Annotated in this window: 13 protein-coding genes; 1 reads left to right on the top strand and 12 read right to left on the bottom strand. The window is 61.3% G+C overall.

The features are described from left to right. The 7 genes from KVG85_RS17290 to prmA form a co-directional block, all read right to left on the bottom strand. Positions 1-2,778: a hybrid sensor histidine kinase/response regulator gene (locus KVG85_RS17290; protein ID WP_217864464.1), complete on the bottom strand. Its 2,778-nt coding sequence runs from the start codon at positions 2,776-2,778 to the stop codon at positions 1-3. 99 nt (positions 2,779-2,877) lie between these two features. After that, on the bottom strand, positions 2,878-4,173 hold the full coding sequence (gene purD / locus KVG85_RS17285) for a phosphoribosylamine--glycine ligase (RefSeq protein ID WP_217864463.1): 1,296 nt from the start codon (positions 4,171-4,173) through the stop codon (positions 2,878-2,880). A 167-nt stretch (positions 4,174-4,340) separates the two neighbouring features. Next, a complete protein-coding gene (gene purH / locus KVG85_RS17280; RefSeq protein WP_217864462.1) occupies positions 4,341-5,948 on the bottom strand; it encodes a bifunctional phosphoribosylaminoimidazolecarboxamide formyltransferase/IMP cyclohydrolase in 1,608 nt (535 codons plus the stop codon). Between the two features lie 83 nt (positions 5,949-6,031). Then, positions 6,032-6,352 (bottom strand): DNA-binding transcriptional regulator Fis, encoded by a 321-nt coding sequence (gene fis / locus KVG85_RS17275; protein ID WP_002555375.1) that lies wholly within the window; start codon positions 6,350-6,352, stop codon positions 6,032-6,034. Continuing rightward, entirely contained in the window at positions 6,349-7,359 is a 1,011-nt protein-coding gene (gene dusB / locus KVG85_RS17270) for a tRNA dihydrouridine synthase DusB (protein WP_217864461.1), read from the bottom strand. Before dusB ends, fis begins: the two co-directional genes overlap by 4 nt. Before the next feature lie 184 nt (positions 7,360-7,543). Further along, the gene (locus KVG85_RS17265) at positions 7,544-8,803 is read right to left on the bottom strand and encodes a DUF3426 domain-containing protein (RefSeq protein ID WP_217864460.1); all 1,260 of its coding nucleotides are present in this window, start codon (positions 8,801-8,803) and stop codon (positions 7,544-7,546) included. Positions 8,804-8,833: 30 nt separating this feature from the next. Continuing rightward, positions 8,834-9,712, bottom strand: a complete 879-nt coding sequence (gene prmA, locus KVG85_RS17260) for a 50S ribosomal protein L11 methyltransferase (RefSeq protein WP_217864459.1) — start codon at positions 9,710-9,712, stop codon at positions 8,834-8,836. A gap of 323 nt (positions 9,713-10,035) precedes the next feature. On the opposite strand from prmA, the gene KVG85_RS17255 reads away from it, so the two are divergent. After that, positions 10,036-13,860 (top strand): dermonecrotic toxin domain-containing protein, encoded by a 3,825-nt coding sequence (locus KVG85_RS17255; RefSeq protein WP_225926849.1) that lies wholly within the window; start codon positions 10,036-10,038, stop codon positions 13,858-13,860. A 64-nt stretch (positions 13,861-13,924) separates the two neighbouring features. On the opposite strand, the gene accC is transcribed toward KVG85_RS17255, so the two are convergent. The 5 genes from accC to gcbA all read right to left on the bottom strand — a co-directional run bounded on the left by accC (position 13,925) and on the right by gcbA (position 20,147). Beyond that, a complete protein-coding gene (gene accC / locus KVG85_RS17250) occupies positions 13,925-15,280 on the bottom strand; it encodes an acetyl-CoA carboxylase biotin carboxylase subunit (RefSeq protein ID WP_024011424.1) in 1,356 nt (451 codons plus the stop codon). A 17-nt stretch (positions 15,281-15,297) separates the two neighbouring features. Continuing rightward, positions 15,298-15,756, bottom strand: a complete 459-nt coding sequence (gene accB / locus KVG85_RS17245) for an acetyl-CoA carboxylase biotin carboxyl carrier protein (RefSeq protein WP_016771862.1) — start codon at positions 15,754-15,756, stop codon at positions 15,298-15,300. Between the two features lie 24 nt (positions 15,757-15,780). After that, positions 15,781-16,236, bottom strand: coding sequence for a type II 3-dehydroquinate dehydratase (gene aroQ, locus KVG85_RS17240; protein ID WP_016771861.1), 456 nt, complete (start codon positions 16,234-16,236; stop codon positions 15,781-15,783). Positions 16,237-16,478: 242 nt separating this feature from the next. After that, positions 16,479-17,522, bottom strand: coding sequence for a methyl-accepting chemotaxis protein (locus KVG85_RS26335; protein WP_437182200.1), 1,044 nt, complete (start codon positions 17,520-17,522; stop codon positions 16,479-16,481). Between the two features lie 954 nt (positions 17,523-18,476). Continuing rightward, positions 18,477-20,147, bottom strand: coding sequence for a diguanylate cyclase GcbA (gcbA, locus tag KVG85_RS17230; protein WP_016771860.1), 1,671 nt, complete (start codon positions 20,145-20,147; stop codon positions 18,477-18,479). Between the last annotated feature and the right edge of the window lie 394 nt (positions 20,148-20,541).

Here is a 20,541-nt window from a genome sequence, read left to right as displayed (position 1 = left end):
TTACGACGGCTGGGTCGTGGCCCGGTTCTGCTGATCGCGTTCGGCGACCCAATGCTCGATCAGTTCACGCAGTTGCGACAGCTCCACCGGTTTGGACATGTGCCCGTCCATGCCGGCCTTGCGGGCGCGCTCTTTATGTTCGGCGAGAATGTGCGCGGTGAGCGCGACAATCGGTGTGCGGATGCGCTGATTGCTGACTTCCCAGGCGCGCAGTTGCTGCGTCGCGGAGAAGCCATCGAGGATCGGCATTTCACAATCCATCAGCACCAGATCGTAACGCTGGGCCTTCATCGCTTGCAGGGCTTCTTCGCCGTTGCTCGCGGTGTCCGGTTGCAGGTTGAGCTTGCCGAGCATGCCACGGATCACTTTGGTCGAAATGGTGTTGTCTTCGGCGACGAGGATGCGGAAGTCGCTCGGCACCTTGGCCGCTGTGGCCGCCGTAACGACTTGCGGCTGGAATACCACCTGGCCCTTGTTGCGCTGATTGAGTTCGTCCGCCAGCGTGGTCTTGAGCGTATAACCGGCCACCGGTTTGGCCAGTATTCGTTTGATCCCCGAATTGCGCGCAATGATCTTGCTCGGTGCGTTGCTGATGCCGGTGAGCATGATCAGCAGGATGTCGTGGTTCAGGCTCGGGTCTTCCTTGATCTTCGCTGCCAGTTGCATGCCGGTCATGCCGGGCATGTTCTGGTCGAGCAGGACCACGTCGAAGTAATCGCGCAAGTGCGCCTTGGTGCGCAGCAGCGCCAGCGCTTCCTTGCCCGACGGCACGGCGCTGACATTCAGGCCCCAGGCGCTGCATTGCTGTACCAGCACTTTGCGGCAGGTGTCGTTATCGTCGACTACCAGCACCCGTGCGCCTTGCAGCGGACTGTCCAGATCGGACGTCGGATGTTCGAGGCGATCCGGGTCCAGTGGCAAGGTCAGCCACAAAGTGCTGCCCTGAGTGGCGCCGCTCTTGATGCCGAACTCGCCCTGCATCAGACGGATCAGTTGCCGCGCGATCACCAGGCCGAGATTGCCGCCCAGACGATTGGCCGAGAGAAAATGCTTGCTGTGCAATTCGGCGTGCAGCAGCGCCTCTCGCTCTTCCGCCTCCATCGGCACGCCGCTGTCCTGCACGGCAATGCGCAGGCGCGGTTTGCTGCTGCGCTCGTCAAGGGCGACGACGATCAGTACTTCGCCTTCTTCGGTTTTCTTCAGGGCGTTTTCCAGCAGGCTCAACAAGGTCTGGCGCAGGCGCGTCGGATCGCCGCTGATCACCCGTGGCACTTGCGGCTGGATGAAACTGATCAGCTCGACGTTCTGTTGCTCGGCCTTGGCCCGGTAGATGCTCAGGCAATCGTCGATCAGCGCGTTGAGATCGAACTGCACGTCGTCGAGTTCGATCTGCCCGGATTCGAGCTTGGAGATGTCGAGGATCTCGTTGATCAGCGTCAGCAGTTCGTTGCCGGCGCTGTGGATAGTCTGCACGTAATCGCGTTGCTTGACCGACAGCGGCGTGCCCAGCAGCAGCTCGGTCATGCCCAGTACACCGTTCATCGGCGTGCGGATTTCGTGGCTGATCTTGGCGAGGAATTCGGCTTTGGCGTTGATTTCGGCGTTGCTTGCCGCGAGGTCGCGGCTGATGCTGAAACGGCTTTCGGTGATGCTGCGCTGTCGCTCGCCCAAGGCAATGCTCATCAGCAGGCCACTGATGCAGATGAACACCATCAGCGTCATGATCAGGCCTTGCGGCGTGACCAGTGTCAGCCCCAGCAGCGCCGGGAGGATGACCAGCGTGCCGATGTTGAACACGACCATGGCGGCGACGAACAGACGCGCCGGGCGATAGCCTTTTTGCCAGTGATAGAAGCCCACCAGCAACATGCTCAGGCCGGCCAGTGCGACCAGTGCGTAGGTGATGATGTTCAGCGGCAAGGTGTTGACGAACAGCAGCAACAGGCTGCACGTGACGATCAACAGGATGTCGCCCCACAGCAGTTTGTTCAGCGCGTGCTGGCCCAGTGGCGCAAAGAAGCGCAGGGCGAACATCAACCCGGCTGGGGCGGTCAGCAGCAATGCCAGATAAGCGCCCGGCGTCTGAATGGCTTGCCAGTTCGGCAACCACGGACCGGCGAGATTGAGCAACAGGAACAGACTCAGCCCGAGCAGGCCCTCACAGATCGCCAGCCACAGACTGCTGCGCGAGCGCGAGTAGGCGTAGCGCACCAGGTTGTGCAGCAGGAGCATGGCGAGGCAGCCGAACAGCAGGCCGAAAATCAGCGTCTGCTTCTGATCGGCGGCGCCTTCGATTGCCGCTTGCAGGGTGATGTGCGGGCGCAGCTGATGGCCGGAGATCATGCGTACGTAGATGTCCAGCGGCTTGTCGGCCTGGGGCAGCGGCAGCATGAAATCGCTGCTCGGCAATGGATGTTCGGCCTGGGGCCGTTCGTTGCCGGTATTGCGTTGCTCGATCAGCCGGTCGCCGTCGAGCACGTAGAGATTGAGTTGTGACAGGTCGGGGGCAAAGATGCGCAGCACTTGTTCGTGCTTGCCCGGCGCCAGTTTGAAGCGCAGCCACAGGGCGCCCTCGGGTTCGGCCGCGGTCAGGCGGTCAAGCTCGATGGGGCTGAATTGATTGGTGTAGCGAGCGGAGCGGATGTCGCTCAGTTGCAGGATGCCCTGATCGTCAAGCAATACCGACCAGCCACTGCCTTGCGCGGCCTGGGCCGGGAGCATGCAGAGCAAGGTCAGCAGCGTGACGGTGAAGCTTATGGCAATCCTGAGCCAGCGCACGGCGAAATCCCTTCGTAGGTTGATGCCAGAATATAACGATGCGCGACGACCGAACAGCCCGGCGAGGAATGGCATCCCGCGCCAGGCCTGATGGATCGCTTACTCCTGGACTTCCCCGCGTTCACGGGCAATGGCGCGGTAGCCGATGTCCTTGCGGTAGAAGCAGCCTTCCCAGTCGATCGCAGCGGCCAGTTTGTAGGCCTGCTGCTGAGCTTCACCGACAGTGGCGCCCATGGCAGTGGCACACAGTACACGACCACCGGCAGTCACGACCTGACCGTCTTTCAGCGCGGTGCCGGCATGGAAGACTTTGCCTTCCAGAGCTGCCGCCGCGTCCAGTCCGTTGATCGCTGCGCCTTTGGCGTAGTCGCCCGGGTAGCCGCCAGCGGCCAGCACAATGCCAACGCTCGGACGCGGATCCCACTGTGCTTCGATCTTGTCCAGCGCTTGCGCCAATGCGGCTTCAACCAGCAGCACCAGGCTCGATTGCAGACGCAGCATCACCGGTTGGGTTTCCGGATCGCCGAAGCGGCAGTTGAACTCGATGACTTTCGGGTTACCGGCCTTGTCGATCATCAGACCGGCATAGAGGAAACCAGTGTAGACGTTACCTTCGTCGGCCATGCCGCGCACGGTCGGCCAGATCACCAGGTCCATCACGCGCTGATGCACGTCGGCGGTGACCACCGGGGCAGGGGAGTAGGCGCCCATGCCGCCGGTGTTCGGGCCGCTGTCGCCGTCGCCGACGCGTTTGTGGTCCTGGCTGGTGGCCATCGGCAGCACGTTCTTGCCGTCGACCATGACGATGAATGAGGCTTCTTCGCCGTCGAGGAATTCCTCGATGACCACCCGCGAACCGGCGTCGCCGAACGCGTTGCCGGCGAGCATGTCGCGCACGGCGTCTTCGGCTTCGGCCAGGGTCATGGCGACGATTACGCCTTTGCCAGCAGCCAGGCCATCGGCCTTGATCACGATCGGCGCGCCTTTCTCACGCAGATAAGCCAGGGCCGGCTCGATCTCGGTGAAGTTCTGGTAATCGGCGGTCGGGATCTTGTGGCGCGCGAGGAAGTCCTTGGTGAAGGCTTTCGAACCTTCCAGTTGCGCAGCACCGGCAGTCGGACCGAAGCAGTCCAGGCCACGGGAGCGGAACAGATCGACGACGCCAGCCACCAGCGGCACTTCCGGGCCGACGATGGTCAGGGAAACGTTCTTTTCCGCGAAATCGGCCAGTTGCTCCAGCGCCAACACGTCGATGGCGACGTTCTCGCACTTGGCTTCAATGGCGGTGCCAGCGTTGCCCGGTGCAACGAAAACCTTCTGCACACGCGGATCCTGAGCCACTTTCCAGGCCAGAGCGTGCTCACGGCCACCGCTGCCAATGATCAAAACATTCAAAGAGAGACTCCTTCGGAGAAAGCTGCAAGCTACAAGCTGCAAGTAAGAGCGACTGCGTGGCGCTCAATTACAGCTTACGGCTTTGAATTAATAAGGCTGCACCTGCAAGAAGGAGCGACACCTGTCTGCTCTTTCTTGCAGCTTGCAGCTTGAAACTTGCGGCTGCTTCAATGACGGAAGTGGCGCATACCGGTAAAGACCATCGCGATGCCGGCTTCATCAGCAGCAGCAATCACTTCGTTGTCACGCATCGAACCGCCCGGCTGGATCACCGCAGTGATGCCAACCTTGGCCGCGTTGTCGAGGCCGTCGCGGAACGGGAAGAATGCATCGGACGCCATGACCGAACCGGCGACCTGCAAACCGGCGTGCTCAGCCTTGATCGCGGCGATGCGGGCCGAGTTGACGCGGCTCATCTGGCCGGCGCCGACACCGATGGTCTGGCGATTCTTGGCGTAGACGATGGCGTTGGATTTGACGTACTTGGCGACTTTCCAGGCGAAGATCAGGTCGTGGATTTCCTGTTCGGTCGGTGCGCGTTTGGTCACCACTTTCAGGTCGTCGGCGCTGATCATGCCGATATCGCGGCTCTGCACCAGCAGGCCACCGTTGACGCGCTTGTAATCCCAGGCAGCGGCGCGCTCAGCCGACCACTCGCCGCAGGCCAGCAGGCGTACGTTGGCTTTCGCGGCAACGATGGCGCGGGCTTCTTCGCTGACCGATGGGGCGATGATCACTTCAACGAACTGACGCTCGACGATCGCTTTGGCGGTCTCGGCATCCAGTTCACGGTTGAAGGCGATGATGCCGCCGAACGCCGACTCGGTGTCGGTGGCGTAGGCCAGTTCGTAAGCCTGACGGATGCCGCCTTCAGCGTCCGGGCTGACCGCCACGCCGCACGGGTTGGCGTGCTTGACGATCACGCAGGCTGGCTTGACGAAGCTCTTCACGCATTCCAGCGCCGCGTCAGTGTCGGCGACGTTGTTGTACGACAGTTCTTTGCCTTGCAGCTGGGTCGCGGTGGCGATGCCGACTTCGGCAGGCTTGGCTTCCACGTAGAACGCCGCGCTTTGGTGCGGGTTCTCGCCGTAGCGCATTTCCTGAGCCTTGATGAACTGGCTGTTGAAGGTGCGCGGGAATTCGCCGCGACCTTCAGTGCTCAAGGTTTCAGCGGCCTGGTTCACGGTGCCCATGTAGTTGGCGATCATGCCGTCGTAGGCGGCGGTGTGTTCGAAGGCCTTGAGCATCAGGTCAAAACGCTGAGCGTAGGTCAGGCCGCCGGCCTTGAGGTTTTCCAGGACGTTGGCGTAATCGCTGGCATTCACCACGATGGCCACGTCTTTATGGTTTTTCGCTGCTGAACGGACCATGGTCGGCCCGCCGATGTCGATGTTCTCGATGGCGGTCGGCAGGTCGCAGCCTGGCTTGTTGATGGTCGCTTCGAACGGGTACAGGTTGACCGCCACCAGATCGATCGGCTTGATGCCGTGCTCGTTCATGATCGCGTCGTCAGTACCGCGACGACCGAGGATGCCGCCGTGGATTTTCGGGTGCAGGGTTTTCACCCGACCGTCCATCATCTCGGCGAAACCGGTGTAATCCGCGACTTCCACTGCGGCAACGCCGTTGTCACGCAGCAGCTTGAACGTTCCGCCGGTGGAGAGGATCTCGACGCCGAGAGCTTCGAGCTCCTTGGCGAATTCGAGGATCCCGGTCTTGTCGGAAACGCTGATCAAGGCGCGGCGGATCGGCAGGCGGGTAGTCTGGTCGGTCATCTCAATTTCCATCAAAAGCAAAGGAAGTCAGCAAAAAAGGCGACCGTTTTTTACGCGGGCGCCTTTCTGGTTTGATTGAATGCTTACAGCAGATCGTACTGCTTGAGTTTCTTGCGCAGCGTGCCGCGGTTCAGCCCCAGCAGCTCACTGGCCTTGGTCTGGTTGCCCTTGACGTAGTTCATCACGCTTTCGAGCAGGGGCGCCTCGACTTCGGACAGCACCAGGTTGTACACATCCGTGACGGACGCGCCCTCAAGGTGGGCGAAATAATTGTGCAGCGCCTTCTCGACACTCCCGCGAAGGGTCTGGCCTTCTTCGCTCGGCGTGTTGAGGTGCTGTTTCAAATTCACGTTGTCGCTCACGGGTGTTGTTCCACTCACTAAAGTCTCGGTCATCATCGTCATGCGGCCACCCCTTCTTCGTCCCCTGTCAGGCTCTTGTAACGCTCGGCGAAGAACTCCCGAACGTCGGCGCATTGTGTTTCCGTACCATCCAAACGATTGAAACGGGCGCGAAACTCCCTGGCGCCCGGCAAGGTTGCGAGATACCAGCCCACATGCTTGCGGGCAATGCGCACGCCCATCACGTCGCCATAGAAGGCGTGAAGGGCAGCCAGATGCTCCAGCAGGATGCGTTCCACTTCGCTCAATTCCGGCGCCGGCAATTTCTCGCCGGTGCGCAGGAAGTGTTCGATCTCGCGAAAAATCCATGGCCGCCCTTGAGCGGCACGGCCTATCAGCAGGCCATCGGCACCGGTCGCGTCTAGCACGTAACGGGCCTTTTCCGGCGAATCAATATCGCCATTGGCAAACACCGGGATCGACACCGCCTGCTTGATCGCGGCAATCGTGTCGTACTCGGCTTCCCCTGTGTACAGATCGGCGCGCGTACGGCCATGTACGGCCAGCGCTGTGATTCCCGCCTGTTCGGCGATCTTCGCCACGTTCAGACCGTTCTTGTTTTCGCGATCCCAACCGGTGCGGATCTTCAGGGTGACCGGCACTTCAACCGCGGCCACTACGGCCTGCAGGATCTCGGTCACCAATGCTTCGTCTTTCAGCAACGCGGAGCCGGCGGCCTTGTTGCAGACCTTCTTTGCCGGGCAACCCATGTTGATATCGATAATCTGTGCGCCCAGTTCGACGTTGGCCCGTGCCGCATCGGCCAGCATCTGCGCGTCGCCACCGGCGATCTGCACCGAGCGCGGCTCGGGATCGCCTTCGTGGATCATGCGCATGCGCGACTTGCGGGTATTCCACAGGCTCATGTCGCTGGTGACCATTTCCGAGACTACAAGCCCTGCGCCCAGACGCTTGCACAGCTGACGAAAGGGCTGGTCGGTGACTCCCGCCATCGGGGCGAGAATCAAACCGTTCTGCAATGTATATGGGCCGATGCGTACCGCCGACATAGGACTTCCCTGAAGTGGGGCCGGATCATGAGAGTTCGAAAAAGGGTGGGCATGATACCCGCTCTCGATGACTGGTTAAAGGCTGAATTGAACAAAATCTGAACAGTTATTCTGTTATCGCCAACGGTTTGGTCGGCCGCGATCAGTCAGAAAAATGCCGTCAATCGGGAAACGCTGAAGCGGTTCATTCCGGTGAGTGGAAGTTCAGGCTGTAATTCACCGCTTTCGGCCCCGGATCGAGAATATCCAGGGCGATGTGGATCGGCGTCTGCGGCGGCATTTCCGCGAGGCCCTCGAGATCGCCGCTCAGGTACTCGCCGGGTTTGAAGCGACGACTGGCGATCAGATGACCGTTGAGGTCGGCAAAACGCAGTTCGAGCAAGGGAAACGGCTGAGAAAACGTCGCCCGGTTGTAAATGATCGCATCGACCACCAGCGCTCCGCTGAATTCCGGATGGCTGCGCACCACGAGGTTGCTGCTTTTGATTTTGCCGATGTCGACTTTGGACGGCACGGTGCAGCCGATCTGCGGGCAGATCTGCTGGAACCACGGTCGGTATTGATCCTGCCGCGCCAGTTCCTCGAAGTGATAGGCAACGTACTGAGCGGCCAGGCCGCCGGCCGCCAACACTACCAGCAGCAGCCAGAGCAGGCGCCGACCCCATGGCGAGCGGCGTTGCTGCCAGTCCAGTTGCAGCGGGTCGTCGGTCAGATCCTGCAGGACCTCGGCGCGCACGCCGGGCTCGGCCCGTTCGCGTTTTTTGCGCGGCGAAGTGATCAATGGCAGATCGTCGTCATCGCTGTCGTCGCTGGCCGAGAAGCGTTCGCGGCGGGCGTTGGGATCGATCGGATCGTGCAGGCGCAGTTGCGGGATCGGCGGCTCGTCATCCAGATCCACCGGTTCCAGTGATAACGAGGGTTCGGTGCGCTCGGGTTCGAGGGTTTCGACGCCGTCGATATCCGGCTCGATATCCGGCGCTACGCTGCGCTCATCGGCAGGCTCACTGAACAGGCTGTCGGGCCATGTGCCTTCGTCCGGTTCCGGGCTGTCGCGCCGGGCGCTCAAGGATTCTTCGCGGGTACGGCCGAATTCTGCGGCCGGCTGGATTTCGCGCTGTTCGAGGCGGGCGAGTTCTTCGTCCAGATCGAGGCTGTCCAGATCCAGTTCCGACGCGCTCCATTGCTTCTGGCTGATGGCGCGCGGTGCGGGGATCTGTTCGACGACCGCAGAATCGCTGACAGGCGCGGGCGTTTCAGGCAGCGCTGGTGCGAGCGGCGTCACCGTGTCCTTGCCGGAATGTTGCTCGAGCAGCTGCTTGGCGGCATTGAACACTTGCAGGCAGGAGCCGCAACGAACCACGCCGCGCGCCACGCTCAACTGAGCATGGTTGACGCGGAAACTGGTCTGGCAATGCGGGCATTGGGTGACGAAACTGTCGGTCATGCGGCGATCCGGTTCAGGCAAGCGGTCATTTTAGCGCCGACGCCCGGTGATGCGCACCCAGCCGTCGCGATTGGCGATCGGGTCGAGCTCGAAGTCCTGCGCATAAGCTGCCGCTACTTCTTCGCCCTGCTCGGCGAGAATGCCCGACAGCGCCAGGCGCCCGCCGCTCTTGACCAGGCTGGACAGTTGCGGTGCCAGCGACACCAGCGGGCCGGCGAGAATATTGGCCACCAGTACGTCGGCCGGAACCTGCGGCAGATCCTCGGGCAGGTACAGCGGGAACAGCTCATCGGCAATGTTGTTGCGCCCGGCGTTGTCGCGCGAGGCTTCCAGCGCCTGCACGTCGATGTCGGTGCCCACAGCTTGTTTGGCGCCGAGCAGCAGGGCGGCAATCGCCAGAATCCCCGAGCCACAGCCGAAGTCGAGCACGTGGCAGTCTTTCAGATCCTGGCCGTCGAGCCATTCCAGGCACAGCGCGGTGGTCGGGTGGGTGCCGGTGCCGAACGCCAGGCCCGGGTCCAGCAGCAGATTGACCGCGTCAGGCTCGGGTGCGGCGTGCCAGCTCGGCACGATCCACAGGCGCTGGCCGAAACGCATCGGCTCGAAACCGTCCATCCAGCTGCGTTCCCAGTCCTGATCTTCGATCACTTCGCTGTGATGTTCGGGCAACGGGCTGCCGGTCAGCAGTTCCAGATGGGCCAGCACCGGTTCCGGTCCGGTACCGCCTTCGAACAGCGCCAGCAAGTGGGTGTGCGACCACAGCGGCGTGGTGTTGAGTTCCGGTTCGAAGATCGGCTGGTCTTCGGCGTCCATGAAAGTCACCGACACGGCGCCGACTTCGAGGAAGGCGTCCTCGTAGGTTTCGGCTTGTTCCGGGGTGATGGCGAGACGGACTTGCAGCCAAGGCATGGCGGGCACCTTTGAAAATCTGTGGGGCAGCCCGAAGCTGCAAAAGCGCGCAGTTTACGCCAGGTCGCCGGCAAAGTGGACACGCTGGTCGGCTGTAACACATTCGCGCGCGCCATATATATATGTACGGCCTGAGCACGCAGGCCGGGAAATAGAGTGAGGGCTCATCTCTACGCAACAAAAGGCTGGGCGACATGGCGGATCAACAAGGGATTGTAGAAGAAACACTACCGGTAGCCGCTGCGTCTGCGGGGTCGGTGCAGGAAATCCTGCTGCGCATCACGCGCTGGCAGGTGATGATCGACAAGCGCTTGAGCAGTCAGATGACGTTGCTCGAGGCGCTGGAGCATTTCGCATTGACTGAACTGCGCAGGCATTACCCGGACGGCCATTTCGCCCCGGGTTTTGTGGTTGCCCTGCTTGACGCGATTCTGCAAAAGCTTATCGACGGCCGGCCAATCATGTTCCTCGCGATCGAGGACGCGCCATTTCGCTGGCCTGGGGGCGCCGACCGCGGATTGCCGTCCAGCCGTCATGAGCACGTTATCCGGACGGTGGATAGCGTATCGCTGCACTTCCTCGACCAGTACAAAAAATACCTGCGAGAACACTGGGCGACAAAAGGGCAAGAAGCGCTGTTTGATCGTCTGATCAAACGCAAGCTTCGGCGCTATATCAAGGACATCGAGTTGCTGCTGCGCCGTGACCAACTGGCGGACCTGGCACTGGATCAATTGCGCAGCAAAATCGACAGGGTTCAGGCCCGAAGCACTCGTCGGTACCGATTGACCGCCCTGGCAACCGGTGCAGAAAAAAAGATTCTAGAGGCGCATTCCTTCGCGCAACTGCCGTCATGGATGAAGGCGCTGAAGGAGCCGGATCGCGCCTCGTTGCGCGACTGTCAGGAGCAGACCTCACTGGCCCAGGCAGCACTCAATGACCTGCTGCAGGGCTACGGCTCGTTGCGCGACTTTGCCCGCCAGCAGGCCATCGAATACATTCAGCTCAAGCTCGACATGACGGTTGAACCAGACCGGATCGACGTGCGGCTCAGATGGCGCTCGGCGGTCGGTGAGCCGACCCACAATCGCAGCCTCAGTGACCTGCTGGCATGCGGGCCGATCGGGCAGGACTTCGCAGCGGTACTGGAGATCAGCAGTCCTGCGCCATTGCGCAATCAGTCACTGAAACCAACATTCATTGCCGACATGCTGGCGGAACAGGATTATCCGGCGGACTACCTGCGAGTTCTCGCTAAACAGTACGAGCGTATAGAGGTGCAGAAGGCACTTGTCGACTGGTTTGCCGTACGGCTCAGGCAGAGCGCATTCGTCGCGCGCTGCGCAGCTCATCTGTCGGATTCCGACCATGAGCGTCTCGAGCAGACGTGGTCTGAGCAAACCACAAAGAAACCGTTGCAAGTGGCGGCATTGACGCTGCCCAACGGCATGCAATGCGCCGATCTTCTGGTGTTCTACCAGGCAGAAACTGAGCAAGCGGTGAATAACCTGGTGCTGTACGCGCCCAACAAACCGGACGGTCAGGAGTGGGTCCGGTTGCCTTCGATTGCGGCGTTGACCGGCGAAGTGTGGAGCTGGACGCAGAGCGAATCCGGTCGCGAGTATCTGTTGCAGCAACTTTCGCCGGCTGCACATCACCCTGCACGGGATTATCTGTTGGCCGCTGCAGCCAGCCCCGCTCTCTGGGGCATGCAGAGTGACCTTCGACGAGCGCCCCTGCCGTTCACAGAATGCGTCGAAGCCGCTGCAAAAATGGGCCTGGCAAACAATCTGCAGCGGGTCGAGCAGGATAACTCGCTGCGCTGGTACACGACGCTCGGGCTCGAGGCTCGCCGGCGCATCAGCAGTCTGAATCAGGAACTGATCGTTCATCAGCAGGTTTTCAACGAGCTGCTGGGCGGTTTCGAGGTGTTTGTCGATTTCGCCAGGCGCACGGTTGCTGCAGCGATCACGCCCTATATGCGCAGCAAGAATGTGCTGGAACCGGTCGATCCGGCCACTGTGTTGATTGACTACAACCCTGGCGTGGCCGACCGCAGAAAGCAGCAGGTAGCCACGCTGCTCGACCTGGCCATTCACGGCTACGATGACAACTCCGGCATCGAGCACCCGAAAAAAGGCGTGCGATCGTCGGTTGGCCAGGATCTGAGCAAGGTGCGCAGCGCCGATCTGGCGCAGTATCTGCGCCGGGCGTGGCTGGGTGAAAAATACGCCAGCGAGATCCGTGGCAAATATCTCGACCCGCGTGATGCTGCCTACGAACCGCGTCGCTTCGCCTACCGCAACGTGCTGCTGTCAAAGATGGACCGTGATTTACGCGTGGCCAGAAGTCAGGCGCGATTGAGCGACGCGGTGTATTCAGCGCTGGTGCGTCAGGTCTCTTTGTTGAGTCAGGTGCCAGCGCCGGGTACGCATTTTCCGGGCGCCAGCATGGTTGAAAGTGACGGCGTGTTCAGGTTCACCGTGCGCCATCACGTCGTGCTCGGGGTTTATGTCCTGACCTCGTTCAACCCCGAGCCGTCCTGGTGGCTGTACACGCCTGACGCGCCCGACGGCATTGTGGTGCGTGCATATCAGTCACTGTTCGGCGACATCGCCGGCGCTTTGCATGACTACTTGATGGCGCGTACGCCGGTTGCCGCGCGCAGCATCGTGTCGCGCACCCTGCATGCGATTGCAGCAAAAAAACAACGCGTCGATACGCTGTACGAAGCGCAGCGCCTGATTGACGCGCGCAGCGAGTTCAATGCGTACATCGAGCGCGCGGTCACGGATGTGCAGGACATCACCACCAGCCGCGCGCAAATGATCGAACGCCAAGTGGTCAAGGGGCTGATGTTTGCAGCCGCACCGTTTTGCATGGTGTTCCCTCCGTTTGCCTTGCTGCTTGATGTTGTGTTCATTGCCGTCAGCGCCGGTCAGGCGGTCGCTGCGCATCTGGAGGGTGACGTCGATGGCGCGCTCGGCCACTGGCTGGAGGCGTCGTGGGGTGCGTTGTTCGCTATGGTCGGCGCCGGCAGTGCGATCAAGTGGCTGGGCGGTGCGGCCAGAAGTCTGAAACACACCATGAGGCCAGTCTCGTTGTTGTCAGAGCGTCTGAACACGGTGGCTCCGCTGCGCAGGGAAGCGCTGCCGGCGATCCGGGAAGTACGCTTCCATGCCAGGCAGGCCGTCAGCAAGGCGCCCGAGCGTTTGCAAAGGGTGACCGAAGAAGGCGTCTTTTTCGGCACATGGCGCAGTCCGCCCAGCGCTGCGCAGCCGCAACCGGCCTATTACATTCGCAACAAGGGCAAGTATTTCCTGGTCAGGGAAAATCCGCATTTTGGTGGGCTGAGCCTGGTCGATGCCCGTCGCCCGACCGCCATTTATCAGCAACCGATTCGGCTTGCTCCGGGGGGCAAGTGGACACACGCCAGGGTCGGGCTCACGGGTGGCAACGTGCGCAACCTTGGGCGCGTGAGCGATTTGAATGATGCTTTTCCTGGAGGTGTCGAGCCAGTGCTGAACCGCGGCGCGCTGCAGGGCGAAGCGGTGGTGGCGCATTTTCGTCCCGGATCGCCAGATAACTATCTGTTTTCTTTGAATGCGCAGAGTTGCGTCATCGCCTCGCTGTATAACCCGACGACAAGGGTGGGGGCGGTCATTCATTTTGATCACAATATTCGCCCCTTGATCGAGCGAAGTGTCACGCAGGTGCTGGAGCGTCTGGGGGGCGCACCGCAGAACATTCGCGCCACGCTGGTGGGCGGCGACTGGCTGTCGGCGGGTGCTGACATCGGCGGTCCGGTCAGGCGCGTTTTGCGCGAACAGGGCCTGCAGCCGACCTGGGATTACTGGTCATACTCGTCGTGCTTGGGCAACAGCTATGGCGTGGTGCTGAATCTGAACAATGGAGTCTCGAGAGTGTTCAAGCATTCCTCTGGTCAGATTGGCAGGCTGTACAACCCGCTTATTGCCAGATCGAGCTATGCCACGGACGGGCTCTCGATACGTGCCCGAAACTTTACGAGACGGTTCACCCGCAGGCCGTTACATGAAAACGCCGCAGGAGCGGTGGTCGATGATGCTGGCCTGCAGGCATCTGCCACAATGGTCGAGCAGCAGGCGTTCTCCACGGTAATGCTCTGATGGCTTTGTTGCAGGCATAAAAAACCCGATCCGCAGGGATCGGGTTTTCCATGCCGCTTCAGCCTTACGACTGTTTGGCCAGCTTGTGCTCGAGGTAGTGAATGTTCACACCGCCCTTGCAGAAGCCTTCGTCACGAACCAGGTCACGGTGCAGCGGGATGTTGGTCTTGATCCCGTCGACCACGATTTCGTCCAGGGCATTGCGCATGCGTGCCATGGCTTCGTCGCGGGTTGCGCCGTAAGTGATCAACTTGCCGATCAGCGAGTCGTAGTTCGGTGGCACGGCATAACCGCTGTACAGGTGCGAATCGACGCGAACGCCGTTGCCGCCTGGGGCGTGGAAATGCTTGACCGTGCCCGGGCTCGGCATGAAGGTCTTCGGATCTTCAGCGTTGATCCGGCACTCCAGCGAGTGACCACGAATGACCACGTCATCCTGAGTGAACGACAACTTGTTGCCGGCGGCGATGCTGAGCATCTCCTTGACGATGTCGATACCGGTGACCATCTCCGAAACCGGGTGCTCCACCTGAACACGGGTGTTCATTTCGATGAAGTAGAAACGACCGTTCTCGTAGAGGAACTCGAAAGTACCGGCGCCACGGTAGCCGATGTCGATGCATGCCTTGACGCAGCGAGCCAATACTTCCTGGCGCGCTTTCTCGTCGATGCCCGGTGCCGGCGCTTCTTCGAGAACCTTCTGGTGACGACGCTGCAGCGAGCAGTCGCGGTCGCCCAGGTGGATGGCGTGGCCCTGGCCGTCGGACAGAACCTGCACTTCGACGTGGCGCGGGTTGGTGAGGAATTTTTCCAGATAGACCATCGGGTTGCCGAACGCCGCGCCTGCTTCGGAGCGGGTCAGCTTCGCCGAGGCGATCAGGTCTTCTTCCTTGTGCACCACGCGCATGCCGCGACCACCACCGCCACCGGCGGCCTTGATGATCACCGGGTAGCCGACTTCACGACCGATGCGCAGCGCCGTTTCTTCGTCTTCCGGCAGCGGGCCGTCAGAACCTGGAACGGTCGGTACGCCTGCTTCGATCATCGCGTGCTTGGCCGATACCTTGTCGCCCATCAGGCGGATGGTGTCGGCTTTCGGGCCGATGAAGGCGAAGCCGGAGTTCTCGACCTGCTCGGCAAAATCGGCGTTTTCCGCGAGGAAACCGTAGCCTGGGTGAATGGCGGTAGCGCCGGTCACTTCAGCGGCAGCGATGATGGCCGGAATGTGCAGGTAAGACTGAGCGGCGGACGCCGGGCCGATGCAGACGGATTCGTCTGCCAGACCCAGGTGCATCAGCTCTTTGTCGGCCTTGGAGTAAACGGCGACGGTCTTGATGCCCATCTCTTTGCAGGCACGCAGAATCCGCAGGGCGATCTCACCGCGGTTAGCGATCAGAACTTTTTCCAACTTCGCAGTCATCAAAGGCTCTCCGCGGTTCAAACGATGGTGAACAGCGGTTGGTCGTACTCAACCGGCTGGCCGTCTTCGACGAGGATGGATTCGATCACACCGCTGGTTTCAGCTTCGATGTGGTTCATCATCTTCATGGCTTCGACGATGCACAGGGTGTCGCCTTTCTTCACGGTCTGGCCGACTTCAACGAAGGCTGGCGAGGTTGGCGAAGATTTGCGGTAGAAGGTGCCGACCATCGGCGAACGGGCCACGGTGCCGTTCAGCGCGGGTGCAGCAGCGGCAGCCGGAGCAGCGGCAGCGACTGGCGCGGCAGCAGGGGCAGCGGCCGGAGCCTGCATCGGGGCTGGCGCGTAGTACTGCTGCGCCGGAGTCTTGCTGTGACGGCTGATGCGTACGGACTCTTCGCCTTCCTTGATCTCGAGCTCGTCGATGCCGGACTCTTCCAGCAATTCGATCAGTTTCTTAACTTTACGGATATCCATGAATCATCAACTCCCAAGGGTCGGTCAGGGGCGTATAGCTTGGTGTTCAAGCTGCTCTAGTGCGGCCTCCAGGGCCAGTCGGTAACCGCTGGCGCCAAGGCCGCAGATCACTCCTACCGCTACATCGGAGAAATAGGAGTGATGGCGGAAAGGTTCGCGCTTGTGCACGTTGGACAAATGCACTTCGATGAATGGGATGCTCACTCCCAGCAGCGCGTCACGTAATGCGACACTTGTGTGCGTAAAAGCCGCCGGATTGATCAGAATGAAGTCCACGCCTTCACCGCGCGCAGCGTGGATGCGATCGATCAATTCGTACTCGGCGTTGCTTTGCAGATGCAGCAGATGATGGCCGGCTTCACGGGCGCGCCGCTCCAGATCCTGATTGATCTGCGCCAGGGTCGTCGACCCGTAGGTCCCCGGTTCCCGGGTGCCGAGCAGGTTCAGGTTGGGGCCGTGCAGCACCAGTAGCGTTGCCATCTGCGTTGTCCTTGTTATCAATGAGCAGTCGTCAGAACCCGGCGACTATGCCGCAAAGCCTTTGTGACTGTCCAGTTCCATGCAATAGGCGGCACGATGGGCGATGTTTGCGCGAAATTTGTGACCGGGTGAGCTGATCCGGTCATTCGCGATGTTGGCAAGGGCCTCTTCGCGAGCAGGCTCGCTCCCACAGGGGGTATGCATTCCAAAGTGGGAGCGAGCCTGCTGGCGAAGGCGGTGTGTCAGACGCGAAAGGCTTGGACGGCTGTGTGCAGTTGGCCGCCGAGAACCAGCAGATTCTCGCCCTGTTCGCGCCCCTGGCCGATGCGCAGCAGGTTATCCCCACCCAATTGATGAATGCGCTCGCTGTGATCGCGGATCTCGCTGACCGCGCCACTTTGCTGCGCGGTGACATCGGCGATGCGCACGGCGGTGTCGGCGATGGTCTGTATCGCGCCGACGATTTTGTCCAATGCACCGTCCGCCGCTTGCGCCTGACTGGCCGTGGCTTCGGCGTGCTCGACCTGCGCGCGCATGCCTTCGACCGATTGCCGCGCGGCGGTCTGCAGGCCGGCGATCAGCGCCTGGATTTCTGCCGTGGCCCCGGCGGTGCGTTGTGCCAGCGAGCGCACTTCCTCGGCGACCACGGCAAAACCACGGCCCATCTCCCCGGCGCGGGCCGCTTCGATCGCGGCGTTCAGGGCGAGCAGATTGGTCTGATCCGCAATCGAACGAATCACCGTCAGCACGCCGCCAATGGTTGCCGACTCTTCCGCCAGATGTTCGATCATCTGCGCATTGCCCTGAACTTCACCAACCAGCGCATGCAGCCCGGTGAGACTCTGGCCGATCACCGTCTGGCCATGTTCGACGGCCAGACCGGCATGACGGCTGGCGTCCGCAGCCTGGCGGGCATCGCCGGCCACTTGTTGAATGGTCGCCTCCAGTTCACCCAGCGAGTCGCGAATCAGCGCAGTGTCACCTGCTTGATGCTCGGCGCCGCTATGCAGGTCATTGCTCAGTTCGGCGAGGGTGCGGCTGCTGCCTGCGACTTGCTCGGCGTTGCCGCGAATGGTGCCGACCAGATCCACCAGATAGGCGCGCAAGCGGTTGAGCGAGGCTTCGATATCGTGCAGTTCTCGATTGGTCTTGCCCAGTTGGATGTCGCGACTGAAATCGCCCTCGGCCCACGTCGACAGCGCCGGGGCGAGGTTGGTCAGGGTGCGGGCCAGGCGCCGCTGCAAGGTATCGATGAGCAGGGCGATCAGCAGAATCAGGCCGATCATCACGCCTTGCATCAGGCGCACTTCGCCCTGGATCTGCCCGTGTTGCGCGCGTACCACCGGTTCGAGACCGGCGATGGCGTGTTGCACGCTGGCGATTTTTTCGTGGGTGGCGGCGCTGAGCTCGGCGCGTTTCTGGATCTGCTCGCGGGTGCGCGCCAGTTCCGCCGGATAGCGGCCGAGCAAGCTGTTCAGTTCGCGTTTGAGGCCGACACCGGCATCTTCGGCGGCGGCTTTATCAGTGGTTTCGATGCCCATCAGCGCGGCGAAATCGTCACTGCTCGATTCGTTGCTGGTGACTACCCCGAGCAAGGGCAGGGCATCGATGGCCTGGGCCTGAGCGCGCATGTTGCTCACTTCGCGCTCGACATCGGCAGCCAGTTCACTGCGCCCGCTGCTGACCAGTTTGTCCCGCGCCAGCGACAGTCTGCCCAGATGCTGCGACGCGGCGAGCAGCGGCGCGAGATAAGTCGCGTTGCCATTGGCGTAGGTGTTGAGCTGGTCGAGGCTGGCGCTGAGTTCGCGCTCGGCCTGCAACAGCAGCGCCTGCGGATCGCCGGCCAGTTTGCCGGCGGCGAGCAGGTCGGTTTTGCTGAATTCATCGAGGCTCGACAGGCTTGGCCGCACGGTGTCGGCCAGCGCCGGGGGCAAGTCACCCAGTTGCTTTTGCACGCTGTTGATAGCCTGGGCGGCGCTGCTCAGGCGCAGCGCGTCACCGCTGGCCAGATAATCCTCGACGTTGCGCGCTACTTCATTCTGAAATTGTTGCGACAGCCCCAGGTAACGCTCCATCAAAAGATAGGGTCGTTCGAGGGCTTTTTGCGACCACCACAGCGTGGCGCCAAGGGCCACGCAGACGGCGACCAGCAGCAGAGTGTTGAGATTGGTGAGCAACTTCAGGCGCATGACGGCTACCAACGGCAGGAATGGTAAGCGCCTGAATTTATTGCGGTTCTATTACAGGGTTATGACCGAATCAGTGGATTCCGATGAAAAAGTGGCACTTTGCTTTGACTGGCGCGCGGTCTGCACCCGATTGCGTCCTGCACCCTTGGCGCGATACAGCGCCTCATCGGCCTGGCTGGCCATCATCAGGCTGTCGGAGTCATCGCACATTTCTACTACGCCGGCGCTGAACGTGCACCAGAGGTCCTGCGGCTGCGCCGGGTAATGAATTTCGGCGAAGCGCTGGCGAATCTCGTCGAGGACTTTGTGCGCCGCGTCGATATCGGTGTCGGGCATGACGATGGCGAACTCTTCGCCGCCGTATCGGCCAATGAAATCGGTCTTGCGCAAACGCTGCTTGAGAAACAGCGCGAGGCTCTTGATCACCCGGTCGCCCATCGGGTGGCCGTGGCTGTCGTTGACCCGCTTGAAGTGATCGATGTCGAGCATGGCAAAGCTCAGCGGCTTGTTTTCGCGGCGCGCGCGGAACGAGCAGTCTTCGAGCAATTGCAGGATGTGCGTGTGGTTGTACAGGCCGGTGAGGCTGTCGCGGACCATCCGTGCTTTGAGGTTGCGCGCGCGGGCGGCGCGGTTGCGCACAGTGGTGATCAGGTGCCGCGGTTTGATCGGCTTGGTCAGGAAGTCATCGCCGCCCTCGCTCATGGCGTCGAGCTGCTTGTCCAGATCGTCCTCGGCCGACAGGTAAATGATTGGCACGCTGACGTAGCGGTCATTGTGACGGATCACTTTGGCCAGCTCGGTGCCGGTGCAGGCCGGCATGTACATGTCGAGGATGATCAGGTCCGGCTGGAAATCCGCCAGCTCGGCCATTGCCTGAATCGGTTCGATCAAGGTGCGAGTGACAATCCCGGCACTGTTGAGCAGACGCTCGGTGTGCAGGGCCTGGGCGCGCGAGTCGTCGATGATCAGCACTTTATAGGGCTCGTACTGGGCGACGCAGGTCAGCACCTCGATTTTTTCCAGCAGGCTCGAGGCTTCAAGGGTGCCGGTGAGGAATTCCTGGCCACCGGCGCGCACGGCGGCGAGGCGGGTCGGGGTGTCGGTTTCGTGCAGGCTGAAGAACAGCAGCGGCAGGGGTTCTTCGAGGCCGACCTGAGCTTCGGCGGCGAGTTTCAGGCCGATGCCGGGGCCACTGAAATCCACGTCCATGACAATCGCCGCGGGCAAGCGCTCGACCATTGACGAGCGAAACGCGGCCACGCTGTCCAATGCCTGCGCGCTCAAGCCGAAAAACTCCAGTTGCTTGGCCAGTCGTTCAGCGCGGTCGTGATCCTGCAACATCACGTAGATCGGCTTGCGCAGCGGCGGCAGGAACGTCTGGTCGAGCTGGTCGCCATGGCGCAGGCCGGTGCGCGACAGGCGCTGCATCAAGCGATTCAGATCAGTGATCAGGCCGCTGCTGAGGCGCCCACGGTTGGCATCCACCGCTTGCAGCGACTGGCTGATGTGGTGCGCCAACTGAGTGTGTTCCGGCTGTTCAAAGCGCTCGGCAAAACGCAGCAGACGCAGATTCGCCTCGCTCAGTTCGGCGAGATCGACGGTGGACCACTCACTGCGTTGCAGGCGCTGCCATATCTCAAGAATCTGACGTGCCTGATGAATTACCCGCTGGGCAAAGTGGTGCTTGAGACGCTCACGGCTGGGGTCTTCTGGCTCGGTCATATCCTGACTACTAGTTAGGGTGCATGCTGAGATCGACTGGTGGCTCTATGCTAGCACCTCTTTTCCCTTAGACGAGTGTCGTACGTCAATAATCTGCTGGACGACACGATTCAGTTTCTGACCGGGTGGTTTTCTCATGCACTTGCAGGTCAGTCAGATGCCCGAAATCCGGACGCTTGATTTGAAGGGCAGGGCAGAACAGTCGGGAATTTGTACATCGCTGCTCGGGCCGAATCCAGATCAGAGTTCACTGCGTTGCTGGCGTTGCCCTATCAGGGAATCCCTTAGTGTGTCGCGAAGCGTCATCGGGCCGCACCATTTGCGGCTTATCGTTAGCGACGGGTGCCCGGCCTTGGCACGTTGTTGTATGGTTGTGGTCGAACCGTTGAACCCA

This window comes from Pseudomonas triticicola, assembly GCF_019145375.1.
GTDB classification, from domain to species: domain Bacteria; phylum Pseudomonadota; class Gammaproteobacteria; order Pseudomonadales; family Pseudomonadaceae; genus Aquipseudomonas; species Aquipseudomonas triticicola.
Note: the sequence above shows the minus strand (reverse complement) of the source record. Positions and strands in the feature narration are given on the sequence as shown.

Bases quoted from the DNA above. Each gene is read 5' to 3' on its own strand.
- accB (WP_016771862.1), bottom strand. From the start codon at position 15,756: ATGGATATCCGTAAAGTTAAGAAACTGATCGAATTGCTGGAAGAGTCC.
- KVG85_RS26335 (WP_437182200.1), bottom strand. From the start codon at position 17,522: ATGATCGGCCTGATTCTGCTGATCGCCCTGCTCATCGATACCTTGCAG.
- dusB (WP_217864461.1), bottom strand. From the start codon at position 7,359: ATGTCGGCGGTACGCATCGGCCCATATACATTGCAGAACGGTTTGATT.
- KVG85_RS17255 (WP_225926849.1), top strand. From the start codon at position 10,036: ATGACGTTGCTCGAGGCGCTGGAGCATTTCGCATTGACTGAACTGCGC.
- prmA (WP_217864459.1), bottom strand. From the start codon at position 9,712: ATGCCTTGGCTGCAAGTCCGTCTCGCCATCACCCCGGAACAAGCCGAA.
- accC (WP_024011424.1), bottom strand. From the start codon at position 15,280: ATGACTGCGAAGTTGGAAAAAGTTCTGATCGCTAACCGCGGTGAGATC.
- aroQ (WP_016771861.1), bottom strand. From the start codon at position 16,236: ATGGCAACGCTACTGGTGCTGCACGGCCCCAACCTGAACCTGCTCGGC.
- fis (WP_002555375.1), bottom strand. From the start codon at position 6,352: ATGACGATGATGACCGAGACTTTAGTGAGTGGAACAACACCCGTGAGC.
- purH (WP_217864462.1), bottom strand. From the start codon at position 5,948: ATGACCGACCAGACTACCCGCCTGCCGATCCGCCGCGCCTTGATCAGC.
- KVG85_RS17265 (WP_217864460.1), bottom strand. From the start codon at position 8,803: ATGACCGACAGTTTCGTCACCCAATGCCCGCATTGCCAGACCAGTTTC.
- gcbA (WP_016771860.1), bottom strand. From the start codon at position 20,147: ATGACCGAGCCAGAAGACCCCAGCCGTGAGCGTCTCAAGCACCACTTT.